Origin of the sequence: Micromonospora sp. NPDC005324, from assembly GCF_040607155.1 — a bacterium.
GTDB lineage: Bacteria > Actinomycetota > Actinomycetes > Mycobacteriales > Micromonosporaceae > Micromonospora > Micromonospora trifolii.
This window is the reverse complement of sequence record NZ_JBEXGE010000029.1, coordinates 15,201-27,978: the sequence shown is the minus strand read 5'-3', so window position 1 is coordinate 27,978 and position 12,778 is coordinate 15,201. Positions and strand designations below refer to the sequence as shown.

13 protein-coding genes are annotated in these 12,778 nt (G+C 72.1%); 4 read left to right on the top strand and 9 right to left on the bottom strand.

The features are described 5' to 3' along the window. Positions 1-254 precede the first annotated feature (254 nt). From ABZS40_RS25900 to ABZS40_RS25890, 3 genes are all read left to right on the top strand, one after another. Complete coding sequence (locus tag ABZS40_RS25900) at positions 255-1,124, top strand: PAC2 family protein (protein WP_030332815.1); 870 nt, start codon at positions 255-257, stop codon at positions 1,122-1,124. Positions 1,125-1,247: 123 nt separating this feature from the next. Further along, positions 1,248-2,039, top strand: coding sequence for a GntR family transcriptional regulator (locus tag ABZS40_RS25895; protein ID WP_354946097.1), 792 nt, complete (start codon positions 1,248-1,250; stop codon positions 2,037-2,039). A 387-nt stretch (positions 2,040-2,426) separates the two neighbouring features. Next, positions 2,427-3,599 carry an acetylhydrolase gene (locus ABZS40_RS25890; protein WP_354946096.1) on the top strand — a complete coding sequence of 391 codons (1,173 nt, stop codon included), beginning with the start codon at positions 2,427-2,429 and terminating at the stop codon, positions 3,597-3,599. Positions 3,600-3,700: 101 nt separating this feature from the next. Here the strand turns inward: ABZS40_RS25890 and mshC are convergent, their stop codons facing one another. From mshC to ABZS40_RS25860, 6 genes are all read right to left on the bottom strand, one after another. Further along, positions 3,701-4,939 (bottom strand): cysteine--1-D-myo-inosityl 2-amino-2-deoxy-alpha-D-glucopyranoside ligase, encoded by a 1,239-nt coding sequence (gene mshC, locus ABZS40_RS25885; RefSeq protein WP_354946095.1) that lies wholly within the window; start codon positions 4,937-4,939, stop codon positions 3,701-3,703. A gap of 66 nt (positions 4,940-5,005) precedes the next feature. After that, entirely contained in the window at positions 5,006-5,824 is an 819-nt protein-coding gene (locus ABZS40_RS25880) for an SCO1664 family protein (RefSeq protein ID WP_354946094.1), read from the bottom strand. Beyond that, on the bottom strand, positions 5,821-6,405 hold the full coding sequence (locus ABZS40_RS25875) for a DUF3090 domain-containing protein (RefSeq protein WP_354946093.1): 585 nt from the start codon (positions 6,403-6,405) through the stop codon (positions 5,821-5,823). Before ABZS40_RS25875 ends, ABZS40_RS25880 begins: the two co-directional genes overlap by 4 nt. Before the next feature lie 157 nt (positions 6,406-6,562). Further along, the gene (locus tag ABZS40_RS25870; protein WP_354946091.1) at positions 6,563-7,267 is read right to left on the bottom strand and encodes an MSMEG_4193 family putative phosphomutase; all 705 of its coding nucleotides are present in this window, start codon (positions 7,265-7,267) and stop codon (positions 6,563-6,565) included. 110 nt (positions 7,268-7,377) lie between these two features. Beyond that, the gene (locus ABZS40_RS25865) at positions 7,378-8,214 is read right to left on the bottom strand and encodes an undecaprenyl-diphosphate phosphatase (protein WP_112587410.1); all 837 of its coding nucleotides are present in this window, start codon (positions 8,212-8,214) and stop codon (positions 7,378-7,380) included. Next, positions 8,211-9,263, bottom strand: a complete 1,053-nt coding sequence (locus ABZS40_RS25860) for an LLM class F420-dependent oxidoreductase (protein ID WP_030332780.1) — start codon at positions 9,261-9,263, stop codon at positions 8,211-8,213. Before ABZS40_RS25860 ends, ABZS40_RS25865 begins: the two co-directional genes overlap by 4 nt. Before the next feature lie 186 nt (positions 9,264-9,449). On the opposite strand from ABZS40_RS25860, the gene ABZS40_RS25855 reads away from it, so the two are divergent. After that, entirely contained in the window at positions 9,450-10,421 is a 972-nt protein-coding gene (locus tag ABZS40_RS25855; protein WP_091408467.1) for an aldo/keto reductase, read from the top strand. 38 nt (positions 10,422-10,459) lie between these two features. Here the strand turns inward: ABZS40_RS25855 and ABZS40_RS25850 are convergent, their stop codons facing one another. The 3 genes from ABZS40_RS25850 to ABZS40_RS25840 are packed head-to-tail and all read right to left on the bottom strand — an operon-like array spanning position 10,460 to position 12,770. Beyond that, positions 10,460-11,365: a hypothetical protein gene (locus tag ABZS40_RS25850; protein WP_354946088.1), complete on the bottom strand. Its 906-nt coding sequence runs from the start codon at positions 11,363-11,365 to the stop codon at positions 10,460-10,462. Positions 11,366-11,379: 14 nt separating this feature from the next. Beyond that, the gene (locus tag ABZS40_RS25845) at positions 11,380-12,441 is read right to left on the bottom strand and encodes a WXG100 family type VII secretion target (RefSeq protein ID WP_354946086.1); all 1,062 of its coding nucleotides are present in this window, start codon (positions 12,439-12,441) and stop codon (positions 11,380-11,382) included. Further along, positions 12,438-12,770 (bottom strand): hypothetical protein, encoded by a 333-nt coding sequence (locus ABZS40_RS25840; RefSeq protein ID WP_124822552.1) that lies wholly within the window; start codon positions 12,768-12,770, stop codon positions 12,438-12,440. The genes ABZS40_RS25845 and ABZS40_RS25840 overlap by 4 nt, the downstream gene beginning before the upstream one ends. Positions 12,771-12,778: the final 8 nt, after the last annotated feature.

Here is a 12,778-nt window from a genome sequence, read left to right as displayed (position 1 = left end):
GGTTAGTGCGATTCGGCCGGACTCCACGACCATCCTCGAGCGATCCCCTATTGTGTCACGGGGATCACCCTGTCTGGTTCGTTCGGGTATGACCTGCTGCCGGAGCGGCCGACCGGCGCGGCCGACGGGCCGCACCCTCGCCCTGCACGTAGGCTGACGGACGTGAAGGACAACAGGGACGCCGCCGTGCCACACGGTATGACGACCGGGCGCGGTCCCGGCGCCAGCCGCGACGAGCAGGGTGAGGTGACGGCGTGACCGAGTTCGACGGACTGCCGGTGCTGCGGTCCCCGGTGGCGATCGCCGCGTTCGAGGGCTGGAATGACGCCGCCGACGCGTCCACCGCCGCGGTCGAGCACCTGGAGCAGGTCTGGAACGCCCGGCAGATCGCCGAGCTGGATCCGGAGGACTTCTACGACTTTCAGGTCAGCCGGCCCACCATCACCATGGCCGACGGGGAGACCCGGCGGGTGGAGTGGCCGACGACCCGGTTCATGGTGGCCAGCCCGGAGGGCACCGACCGTGACGTGGTGCTGATCCGCGGCATCGAGCCGAGCATGCGCTGGCGGACGTTCTGCGAGCAGGTGCTGGAGATCTGCCACAGCCTGGAGGTGGAACGGGTGGTGCTGCTCGGCGCGTTGCTCGCCGACGTGCCGTACACCCGACCGCTGCCGATCAGCGGCAGCGCCTCCGACGCGCAGGCCGCGGAGCGCTACCAGCTCACCCCCACCCGGTACGACGGTCCGACCGGCATCGTCGGCGTGCTGCACGACGCCTGCACCCGCGCCGAGGTGGACGCCGTCTCGTTCTGGGTGCACGTGCCGCACTACGCCAACAACCCGCCCTGCCCGAAGGCCACCCTCGCCCTGCTGCACCGGGTCGAGGAGGTCGTCGACCTGCCGGTGCCGATGGCCGACCTGGCCGAGGAGTCCGCCGAGTGGGAGCAGCGGGTGCGCAGCGCCGCCGAGCAGGACGCCGAGCTGGGCGAGTACGTCCGCGAGCTGGAAGAACGGGTTGGTGACGAGGGGATCACCCCGTTGACCGGTGACGAGATCGCCCAGGAGTTCGAGAAGTACCTGCGCCGCCGGGGCGGTTCGGCCGGCCCCACCGCCGGCTCCTGGTAGCACTGTCCCGCTGCGGGCCTTCGGACCTTTTGTGGTCCGGAGGCCCGTTTTCGCGTGTCCGGGGTAGCGCCGTCACACCTGCTAGGGCATCCTAGGAACCTAGATGTGATCAAGGAGGCGGGTGTGCAGATCAATCCCGGGGCCGCCGAGTTCCCGCACCGACAGATCGCCGCGCAGCTCAAGGCCCAGGTCCGTCGCGGCGACTGGGGGCCGGGCGAGCGGCTACCGTCCATTCCGGCCATCGCCGAGATGTTCGGCGTCGCCAAGCAGACAGCGCAACGCGCCGTCGACCAGCTGCGGGTCGAGGGCATTCTGATCACCAAACCCGGCTCCGGTACGTACGTCCGGGGCACCCGCCGCCGCCTCAACCGCCTCTCCCGAGGCCGGTACGGCGGCTTCCGCGGCTACCACACCGACCTGGCCGCCCGTTACCGCCAACAGCTCGTCTCCGTGGGGCACGCCCCCGCCCCCGCCGAGGTGGCCGACGCCTTCGGCGTGGCCGACGGCACCAACCTGCTCTGCCGCCGGCACCTCGTCCGCACCGACGACTCCCCCGTCGAGGTGGGCGCCTCCTGGTTCCTTCCCCGCGACACGGACGGCACCTCGCTGGAGCGCACCGAGGCGTTCGGTCGGCCGCTCTACCAGGAGGCCGAGGAAGCCACCGGACGGCGGTACGTCTCGGCGACCGACACGATCAGCGCCCGCCAGCCGAGCCGGGAGGAGGCCGAGACCCTCCAGATCCGGCCGGACACCCCGGTGCTGCACCTGCTGCACGTCGCATACGACGCGCACCGCAAGCCGATCGAGGTGTCCCAGGCGACCTGGCCGGGCCCGATGACCACCCTCACCGAGGAGTACAAGATCCCCGGCCCGACCCCCGACCCGGAACCCGACCCCGGCCTGGTCCTGGGCTGACGGTCACCTCGCGGCCCCTGCCCCCGCCCCTGCCCCGCCCCGCCCCGCCCCGCCCGGCCCCGCCCGGCCCCGCCCGGCCCGGCCCCGCCCGGCCCGGCCCGGCCCGGCCCGGCGATCTTGCACTTTCGGTCGTACTTATGCCCGGCTTTGCACCTTTAGCCAGGACAGAAACTGCAAGATCGCGGGGCGCGGGGCGCGGGGCGACGGGCGAGGGGCGACGGGCGACGGGCGAGGGGGTGGGCTCTGGGAATTCTCGTGCCGCCATCGTTGCAACTATACACTCAGTATATATACTGCGGGTGTATTGACGGCCGGGCAGTCCTGTTCCGGCGTCGGGCAACCAGGGGAGGACCAATGCCAACCGTGAAACCTGTTGGTGCACGGGGGATGACGCGTCGCTGCCTTGTCGGAGCCGCGCTGGCGGTCGGGGTCGGCGTACCGATGGGCGTTGCCGGCCGTGCCACGGCGGCCACCGCCGATTCGGGTCCGGTCCGGCTCACTCTCCCCCGGCCGACCGGGCCGTACCGCGTGGGTGTGGTGCCGCTGCATCTGGTCGACCGGTCGCGGCCGGAACCGCTGGCCGGGCCGGGGCGGTATCGGGAACTGATGGTCAGCGTCTGGTATCCCGCCCGCAACGAGCGGCGCTACCCACGCTCCCCGTGGATGACAGCTGCCTCGATGCGCATGCTGCTGGACTCCGCCGGCTTCGACCCCCACGCCGCGCTGGCGCCGTTGACGGCCGGGCACGAGGGCGCCCCGGTGCGGCACTCCGGTCGACGGATGCCGGTGGTGCTGTACTCGCACGGCGCCGGCAGCCACCGTTCGGACACCACCATCGTGGTGCAGGAACTCGCCAGCCACGGGTACGTGGTGGTCACTGTGGACCATACGTACGACGGGTTCGGCGAATTCCCCGACGGCCGGGTCACCGTCCAGGAAGAAGACTTTGATGCCACCCCCTGGACCTACACCCGGGACGTCCGGTTCGTCCTCGACCAGATCGCCGACCTCGCCGCCGGGGGCAACCCCGACGTCGACCACGCGCCGCTGCCGGCCGGGCTGGGCTCCGCCCTCGACCTGAGCCGGATCGGCATGTTCGGCTGGTCGAAGGGCGGCACCGCGACGGCCCTGACCATGGGCGCCGACCGGCGGATCCGAGCGGGGCTGAGCCTGGACGCCCCGATGCAGTCCCAGCCGCTGCCCACCGTCGACCTGTACCGGCCGTTCATGCTGATGACGGCGGAGTTCACCCAGGCCGCGGAGCCCGCCGTCGCCGAGTTCTTCACGCACCTACGCGGATGGCGACTCAACGTCCAGGCCGACGAAGCGATCCACTCGTCCTACGGCGACAACCAGTGGCTGATACCGCAGCTGGCACGGCTCATCGGGATGAGCGACGAGGAGCTCGCCGGCTGGGTCGGCGCACTCGACCCCGCCCGCGCGGTCCGCATCGGGCAGGCGTACCCGCTGGCATTCTTCGACCTGCACCTGCGGCACCGGGGCGGCCACCTGCTGAGCGGCCCGAGCCGGTCCTTCCCCGAGGTGAGGTTCATTCCGTGACCCGATCGAGGGCGCGCCCCGGCCCCGACTGAGCCGTCTGATCGACTCGGCTGAAAACCGAGTCGATCAACGCGGGCGCACGGCGCCACGCGCGTGGGCTGTCAGAGGCGGATGCCCAGGAGGGCGTCGACACTGTTCGCGAAAAGGGCGGGCGCTTCGGGGTCGTCGGTGGCACCGGCGAGGGTGGCCTCGGCCCAGCGGTCGGCTGCGGCCAGCGCTCCGGGGGTGTCCAGGTCGTCGGCCAGGCGTGCGCGTACCTCGGCCAGCAGCTCAGCCCCGGACGGCCCGGCGGGCGCGGCGGCGGCCCGCCGCCAACGGGCCAGGCGCTCGTGCGCGGCGGTCAGCAGGTCGTCGGTCCAGGTGCGGTCGCTGCGGTAGTGCCCGGAGATCAACGCCAGCCGGATCGCCATCGGGTCGACCTTGTCGGCGCGCAGCCGCGACACGAAGACCAGGTTGCCGCGGGACTTGGACATCTTCTCGCCGTCCAGACCGATCATGCCGGCGTGGACGTAGTGCTCGGCGAACGGCGCCTGGCCGGTGAGCCGCTCGGCGTGCGCCGCGGAGGCCTCGTGGTGCGGGAACAGCAGGTCGTTGCCGCCGCCCTGCACGTCGATCCGGTCGCCGAGCAGGTTGAGCGCGATCACAGCGCACTCGATGTGCCAACCGGGGCGGCCCGGGCCCAGCTCGCCGCCCGGCCAGGACGGCTCGCCCTCGCGGGTGCCGCGCCACAACAGCGGGTCCAGTGGGTCCCGCTTACCGGCCCGGTCGGGGTCGCCGCCGCGCTCGGGGAAGATCTCCAGCATCTGCTCGCGGGTCAGGTTCGACTCGTAGCCGAAGCGGGGCGTGGCGGAGATGTCGAAGTAGACGTCGCCGGTGCCGTCGTCGAGCTGGTACGCGGCGCCGTCCTTGAGCAGCACCTCGACCTTGTCGGCGATGTCCGGGATCGACTCGACAGCGCCCACGTAGTGCGCCGGCGGGATGATCCGCAGCGCCTCCATGTCCTCCCGGAACAGCGCCGTCTCGCGCATCGCCAGGACCACCCAGTCCTCGCCGTCGCGGGCGGCCCGCTCCAGCAGTGGGTCGTCGATGTCGGTGACGTTCTGCACGTAGCGCACCGGGCGGCCGGCGTCGCGCCACATCCGCTGCACCAGGTCGAACGTGATCATGGTGGCGGCGTGGCCGAGGTGGGTGGCGTCGTACGGGGTGATGCCGCAGACGTACATGCTTCCCGCGTCGGTCGGCTCACTCGGGTGGACACCCTGCCGCGCCGAGTCGTACAACGCCAGTGGCTCGCCCCTGCCCGGCAGCCGTGGCACCTCGTGTCCCGCCCAAGACTCCATGGGATCAGCCTAGCCAGCCCTGCGACAACGCCGGAGCGCCCCACGGGTGATCAAGATGACAGCGGGTCACATGGGCGGCCAGGGCATCGCCGGCCAGTCCTCCGGAGGCTGGGGGAAGCAGCCGGTCTCGCGCAGCCGGTCGACCCGGGCGCCCACCTCGGCCACCTCGCTGATCGTCAGATGGTCGGCCAGCTCCGCGCCGAGCGCACCGGCGACCTGCCCGGCAAGCGCGTCGAGCATCTCCACGGCGTCTGCGGGCAGCCGCTTGCCGGCCCAACCCCAGAGCACCGTCCGCAGCTTGTCCTCCACGTGGAAGCTCACCCCGTGGTCCACGCCGTAGATTCGGTCGTCGGCACCGACGAGCACGTGACCGCCCTTGCGGTCGGCGTTGTTGAGCACCGCGTCGAGCACCGCGAGCCGAGCCAGCCGTGGGTCGTCGGCGTGGGCGAGGGCGTACGCGGCGCCGTCGTCGTCCCGGGCCGCGGCGATCGGGATCCAGCGCGGCGGCAACTCCCCGGCGGGCAGGAAACCGACGAGCGGTTCGGCGTCCTCCGGCTCGTCGATCCACAGCTGGCAGGAGCCGGGGCCGAACGGGCCGTCCCGCAGCACCGTGGGGGGCACCAGGTCCCATCCGGTGGCCCGGGAGACCAGGTACGCCGAGACCTCCCGACCGGCCAGGGTGCCGTCGGGGAAGTCCCAGAGGGGGCGCTCGCCCCGGACCGGCTTGTAGACGCAGCGGGCGGTCAGCCCGTCCAGGGTCAGAATGCCGCGCAGCGTGGTGTTCGACGCGTCGATCAGGCGACCCTCCAGGTCCAGGACGCCGTCACGCAGCAGCCGCAGCGCGGCGTCGCCGTCCTGGCGAGGCTGGAGGCCGGACGAGGTCACCGGTGATAACCGTTGTGCCGCGGGCAGAGGTGCCCGGCGGGGTCCAACGGTTGGCCGCAGAGCGGGCACGGTGGCCGGCCCGCGTTGACCACTCGCCGGGCCCGCTCGATGAACTGGCGGGTCGCCTGCGGGGTGAGCCGGACCCGGAGCCGATCCAGGTCCTCGTCCGGCTCTTCGTCCTCGTCGTCGTCCTCGTCATCGTCGTCCTCGTCGCCGAGCTCGACCTCGGGCTCCACCTCGCCCGCGGCGATCGCCTCGATCACCACGGTCGCGGTGTCCACGTCGAAGGCCAGCCCGAGCGTCCCGACCCGGAACTCCTCGTCGACCGGAGTGTCCAGCGGCTCGTTGTCGCCGATCACCGGCGCCAGCTCGGGCAGGTCCACCCCGAAGCGACGCTGCGCCTCGGTGAGCAGCTCCTCCAGCTTCTCGGCGAGCAGGGACACCTGGACCTTCTCCAGCGCGACGCTGACCAGCCTGCCGCCGCCGCGGGCCTGCAGGAAGAACGTGCGCTCCCCCGGCGCCCCGACAGTCCCGGCGACGAACCGCTCCGGCGGTTCGAAGGCGTGCACCTGGTGGGTCATACCCACGACCCTATCCGGCCCGCCTCGGCATCGCGCACCCCACCGACACGAATCGCCGCAGCCACGGCGCGCCCGGCGTACCAGGGGCTAAACCCGGGCGTGGCGGCCTTTGCGGGGTGCGCTGACGCCCCGACCGGGGGTGGTGTCGTGACGCGCCTCACCGCGACGCACCCGCCCCACCGCCGACGGCAGCGTCCGAGTCGGCCACGCGGGTCGCGCGCCGACGCCGCTTGGCCGGCGGCGGCACCAGCGGCGCCAGGTCGCCACCGGTGTCGTTGAGCCGCACCAGAAACGGACGCAGCGGCGTGAACCGGATCGCCGTCACCGACGCCGGATCGGCCACGATCCGCTGAAAGGCATCCAGGTGTACGCCGAGCGCATCCGCCACGATGGCCTTGATCACATCACCGTGACTGCACGCCAACCAGACCGCCTCGGGCCCGTGCTCGGCGTTCACCCGGGCGTCCCAGGAACGCACCGCCGCCACGGCACGCGCCGCCATCGCCGCCATCGCCTCCCCACCCGGGAAGACCGCCGCGCTGGGGTGCTGCTGGACCACCGGCCAGAGCGGCTCCTTGGCGAGCTTCTTCAGCGGCTGCCCCTCCCAGCTGCCGTAGTCGCACTCGATCAACCCGTCCTCGACCACCGGGGCGGCCTGCGGGAGCGCCAACTCCAGGGTCTGCCGGCAGCGGATGAGCGGGCTGGTCACCACGGCGGCCAGCGGCACCGCCCGCAACCGCTCGCCGACCGCGCTGGCCTGGGCGCGCCCGGTGTCGTCCAACTCGACCGGTTGCCGACCGGCCAGACCGCCATCGGCGTTCGCCGTGGTTCGGCCGTGTCGCAGAAGCAGAAGGGTCGCCACGGGACCACCCTATGACCTGGCCCCCGGGCCGGGCCGTCGCGGGCGGCGACCCGACGACTGCGGCCCCCGGTTTCGCCTGCGGGCGGAGCCGGGGGCCGTCGGCAGATCGGTCAGGTGGCGTCGATGGTGCCGGTCAGCAGCAGGGCCAGGACCAGGGTGCCCAGCGCGACCCGGTACAGCACGAAGACGTACAGGGTGTGGTGGGCGACGTAACGCAGCAACCAGGCGATGGCCGCGTAGCCGATGCCGAACGCGATGAGGGTGGCCACGATCGTCTGGGCCACGGTGGGCACTGACGTGCCAGGGGCGGACGGTTCGAAGACGTCCCCGAGACTGAACACGCCGGACATCACCACCGCCGGAATGGCCAGCAGGAACGAGTACCGTGCCGCCGCCTCCCGGGTCAGGTTGAGCAGCAGGCCGGCGGTGAGCGTGCCGCCGGAGCGGGACACCCCGGGGACCAGCGCCATGGCCTGGGCGAAGCCCATCACGATGCCGTCCTTCATCCGGAAGTTCTCCAGGGTGCGGGTCTGCCGCCCCCAGTACTCGGCGAAGGCCAGCACGAAGGCGAACACGATCAGCGTGGTCGCCACCACCCACAGGTTGCGCCCGGCGGTCTTGATCTGGTCCTTGAACACGAAACCGAACAGCCCGATCGGGATCGAGCCGACGATCACGTACCAGCCCATCCGGTAGTCGAGGCTGGAGCGGACCGACTTGTCCCGGATGCCCACCAGCCAGGTCCGGGTGATCCGCCAGATGTCCTTGGCGAAGTAGATCAGCACGGCCGCTTCGGTGCCGAGCTGGGTGACCGCGGTGAACGACGCGCCGGCGTCCCGGTCGAAGAAGATCGCCGAGGTGATCCGCAGATGCCCCGACGAGCTGACCGGAAGGAACTCGGTCAGTCCCTGGACGATGCCCAGGACGATGGCCTCGACCCAGGTCACTCGCCGACTCCCGAAAGGTCGAGAGCCTCGGCGACGGTACGCAGGGTCTGCACACCGCTGTCCCGGTCGGCCACGAAGAGGGTCACCGACAGCGTGGTGACGCCGGCCGCCGCGTACTCCCGCATCCGCTCGGCGATGCGCTCCTTCGGGCCGAGCAGCGAGGTGCGGTCGATGAACTCCATGGGTACGGCGGCGGCGGCGTCGCGCTGCCGCTTGGCCAGGTACAGGTCCTGCACCTCGCGGGCGGCGTCGCCGTAGCCCATCCGGGTGGCGAGCTGGTTGTAGAAGTTCTGCTGCCGGCTGCCCATGCCGCCCACGTAGAGAGCGGCGTACCAGCGGACGAGTTCGGCGCAGGAGGCCACGTCGTCGCCGATCACCACGGGCACCGACGGCACCACGTCGAACCCGGCCAACTCCTTGCCGACCTTGGCCCGCCCGGCGCGCACCGAGGCCAGCTGCTCCTCGGCGAACTCCGGGGCGTAGAACACCGCCAGCCAGCCGTCGGCGATCTCGCCGGCCAGCTCCAGGTTCTTCGGGCCGACCGCGGCCAGGTAGATCGGAATGTGCTCGCGGGGTGGGTGGAAGCCCAGACGCAGGGCCTTGCCCGGGCCGTCCGGCAGCGGCAACGTGTAGTGCTCGCCGTCGTACGCCACCTCCTTGCGGGCGATGGCCAGCTTGACGATGTCGACGAACTCGCGGGTCCGGGCGAGCGGCTTGGCGAAACGCACGCCGTGCCAGCCCTCGGACACCTGCGGGCCGGAGACACCCAGGCCGAGCCGGAACCGGCCGCCGGAGAGCGCGTCGATAGTGGCGGCGGTCATGGCGGTGGCCGCCGGCGTACGGGCGGGGATCTGCATCACCGCGGCGCCGACGTCGATCCGTTCGGTCTGGCCGGCCATCCAGGCGAGCATGCTCGGCGAGTCGGAGCCGTATGCCTCCGCCGCCCACACCACCGAATAGCCCAGCCGATCCGCCTCCTGGGCCAGCGCCAGGTGGTCGGCCGGTGTGCTCCACGCCGTCTGGTATCCGAGACTGAGCCCGAGTCGCACTGGTCCTCCCCCATCCGTGGCACAGGTCGCCCCAGGTTACGCAATGCCGATAACGGACTCGTTCACCGGCTCGACACAGTTGATTCCCCCTCCATCGGGGCAGCCCGGGGCGGCGGAACCGGCAGAACCGGCAGAGATACGGGAGCGAGGATATCGGTGGCGGCAGGTTCGAAATAAGGTTCACCCATGCAACAGCGACCGCTCGGCCGAAGCGGGCTGGCGGTTTCGCGGCTCGCGCTCGGCACCATGACCTGGGGCCGGGACACCGACGCCGACGATGCGGCCGCTCAGCTGAAGAGTTACCTCGACGCGGGCGGCAACCTGATCGACACCGCCGACGTGTACGGCGACGGCGACGCCGAGTCGGTGATCGGCTCGCTGCTGGGGTCCCTCGTGCCCCGCGAAGATCTGCTGATCGCCACCAAGGCCGGGTTGCGCCCCGGCAGTGGCCGACGTCGGGACGGCTCCCGGGGGCACCTGCTGCGCACGTTGGACGCGTCGCTGCGCCGGCTCGGCACCGACCACGTCGACCTGTTCCAGGTGCACGGGTACGACCCGGACACCCCGCTGGAGGAGACCCTGGCCGCCCTGGACCACGCGGTGGCCAGCGGCAAGGTCCGCTACGTCGGCGTGTCGAACTTCTCCGGCTGGCAGACCGCGCGGGCCGCCGCCTGGCAGACCGCCTGGCCGGGGCGGGCGCCGGTGGTCGCGTCCCAGGTGGAATATTCGCTGCTGGAGCGCGGTGTGGAGCGGGAGGTGCTGCCCGCGTGCGACGCGCTCGGCCTCGGCGTGCTGCCCTGGTCGCCGCTGGGCCGGGGCGTGCTCACCGGCAAGTACCGGCACGGCCGTCCGGCCGACTCCCGGGCCGCGTCGCCGCACTTCGAACGGTTCGTCTCGACCTACCTGGAGCCGCGCTGCTCCAGCATCGTGGAGGCGGTGGCGACAGCGGCCGGTGGGCTGGGGGTGTCGCCGCTGGAGGTGGCGTTGGCCTGGATCCGGGACCGGCCTGGGGTGACCGCGCCGATCCTCGGCGCCCGCACGGTCGGGCAGCTGCTCGGCGCGCTCGCAGTGGAACGGATCACCCTGCCCGAGGAGATCACCACCGCGCTGGACGACGTGTCAGCGGTGCCGGTCGGCTACCCCGAACGAGACGGCTGACCCGCCGGCCGGGTCCCGGCTGGCCCCGCGCCCCCGGGTCACGGCGTCGGGCGCTGTCCGGGGAGGTCGTGGATGGCGGTCAGGAAGCGCGACTGGTCGTCGCGCAGCGCGGGCTGGGTGAGCCGGACCCACGAGCCGTCGTCGAAGACGATGGTGGAGGTGAGCTGCACCAGCCCGCTCGCCCCACGCTCGGAGTCGACCCGGGCCACCCGGTCGCGGCGCACACTCCACAGCACCCGCGGTTGACGGCGGTCGGGCCGGTCGGCGTCCGGGCGGGGGCCCATCCGCAGCAGGTGCAGGTGGGTGTCGGTCACCGCCAACGGGGTGCCGCTGTAACGCTCCAGGAAGAGCAGCAGGCTGCCGGCGAGGGTGGCGAGGTCGCCGCTGAAGACGTACCGGCGGCGGTAGGCGATCTCGGCGAGCTGCTCGGCCAGCGGCCGGTACAGGCTCAGCCGGAACAGCGCGCGGAACGCCTCCTGCTCCTCGGTGAGCGGGATCGGCTCCCGCTGGGCGGGTTGCTGGGGCAGGCCCGGCTCCGGCGCGGCCAACTCCGGCACCCCGGCGGCGATGGCGCCGGCCTTGCCCGGCAGCAGCAGCACACCCGCGGCCAACCGCACCGGCGCCAGCACGGCGTCGACCCAGACCACCGGGTTGACGATGTTGAGCAGACCGAACAGCACCTTCGGGTCGAGCGCGTCGGCCAACTCGGCGCTGACGTCGTCGGCGAGCTGCCGACCGGCCTGGTGGGTCTGCGACAGGCGCACCGGCCCGAGCCCCACGTAGCGGAGGTCCTGCCCGGCCAGCAGCGGCGCCACCAGGGCGCGCTCCGGCTCGTCGCTGGTGCGGAGTTCGTCCCGCAGCTCACGGGCCTTGTCCCGGGCGGCCCGCGCGCCGCCGAGCATCGCGTCGGTGAACCGGCCCAGCCGACCCCGCTCCCCTGACATCACCCGTCGCCTCCCTAGCGGCCCGCCGGCTGACCTGCCGGCGGCTGCCCGAAGACATTCTGGTCGATCCAGTCGGCGCCGCCCTGCACCGCCTGGTCGATCTGGTCGCCGACCTGTTCGCTGCCCGGCACGGAGAGCCCGCTGGTCAACGCCACAGTCCCCCAGGTGACACCGTGGACGACGGAGTTCGGCACGTTCCACGGCAGGTGGGTCGCCCAGTCCCGGGCGATCACCCGAGCCCCGTCGGCGACCCCGTGCGCGCGCAGCGCGGCGGCCCGGTCGAGGGCGCCCATGTCGAACGGGGAACCGGACTTGCCCAGCTTGTAGGTGCCCTTGGAGGGGTCGAGGAACTTGTGGTGCCACTTGTCGAGCTTGCCGGCGGCGCGGCGCTTGTCGGCGTACTTCTTGCCGGCGCGCAGCGCCTTCTGCATGTCGACCAGCTTGTCCAGGTGGGTGCGCAGCTTGCGCAGGTACAGCAGGACCCGTTGCAGCAGCCGGATGACCTTCTGCAGGTGCACGGCGAGCGGCCGGATGACCTTCAACATCCGGGTGACCACGATCAGGCCCCTGGTGACGGCCACGCCCACGCCGGCGGCCCAGGACGCGCCCATGGTCACCGGCGCCATCAGCAACGCCGTCACCAGCGTCACCAGGAGGAAGTTCACGAACTCCACGCAGAGGTCCACCAGCACGTCGTGCACGGTCTGCAGGCCGTCGGCGACACTGCGCAGGTATTCCGCGGTCGCAGCGAACTGCTCGGCGACGTCGAGGAGTTGCTGCTCCACCTCGGCCAACCGCTGGCCGTACGCCACACCGGACGGTGAGCGCCAGCCGGCCTGCGCGGACTCCCGGGTGCCTCGGTGCCCCTGGGCCAGGTCGCGCACCTGCGCTGCCAGCGTGTCCCATTCGGCGGCCTTCGCGCGCAGCACGGCGGGCTCGCCGTCGACCAGGTCGACGAGCTGGATCAGTGGCCACGCCAGGGTCCGGCAGACACTGTCGACGGCGTCCTGCACCCCGGAGAGCGCGCTGTCCAGGCCGTTCCACAATTCGACGGCGCTGCCGGCCGGGCCGCTCATCCGGGCAACCCCGACTGGATGGCCTTGAACCCGGCGTCGAGGTCCCGTTCGTTGTGCTCGTACGCCTCGGCCGTGTCGGCCAGCGCAGTGGCGACCCGGCCGAACGCGGCGTTCGCGGCGGCGAACAACTCCTTGCCGCCGGTGACCTGCTCGGCGTACTTGTCACGAAGCATGTCGCTCGCGAACGGCAGGTGGCCGAAGGCGTCAGACGGCACGTCGCCGGCCGAGACGATCTGCCCCTCCAGCGCGGCCAGCGAGCTGGCGACCTGCTTGGCGGCTGTCTCCAGTCGACGGACCGCCTGCACGTCGACATCGATATCCGGTGGCATGCCGTTCC

Coding starts and splice junctions, on each gene's coding strand:
- ABZS40_RS25890 (WP_354946096.1), top strand. CDS start 2,427: ATGACGCGTCGCTGCCTTGTCGGAGCCGCGCTGGCGGTCGGGGTCGGC.
- mshC (WP_354946095.1), bottom strand. CDS start 4,939: ATGGAGTCTTGGGCGGGACACGAGGTGCCACGGCTGCCGGGCAGGGGC.
- ABZS40_RS25875 (WP_354946093.1), bottom strand. CDS start 6,405: ATGACCCACCAGGTGCACGCCTTCGAACCGCCGGAGCGGTTCGTCGCC.
- ABZS40_RS25855 (WP_091408467.1), top strand. CDS start 9,450: ATGCAACAGCGACCGCTCGGCCGAAGCGGGCTGGCGGTTTCGCGGCTC.
- ABZS40_RS25850 (WP_354946088.1), bottom strand. CDS start 11,365: ATGTCAGGGGAGCGGGGTCGGCTGGGCCGGTTCACCGACGCGATGCTC.
- ABZS40_RS25845 (WP_354946086.1), bottom strand. CDS start 12,441: ATGAGCGGCCCGGCCGGCAGCGCCGTCGAATTGTGGAACGGCCTGGAC.
- ABZS40_RS25840 (WP_124822552.1), bottom strand. CDS start 12,770: ATGCCACCGGATATCGATGTCGACGTGCAGGCGGTCCGTCGACTGGAG.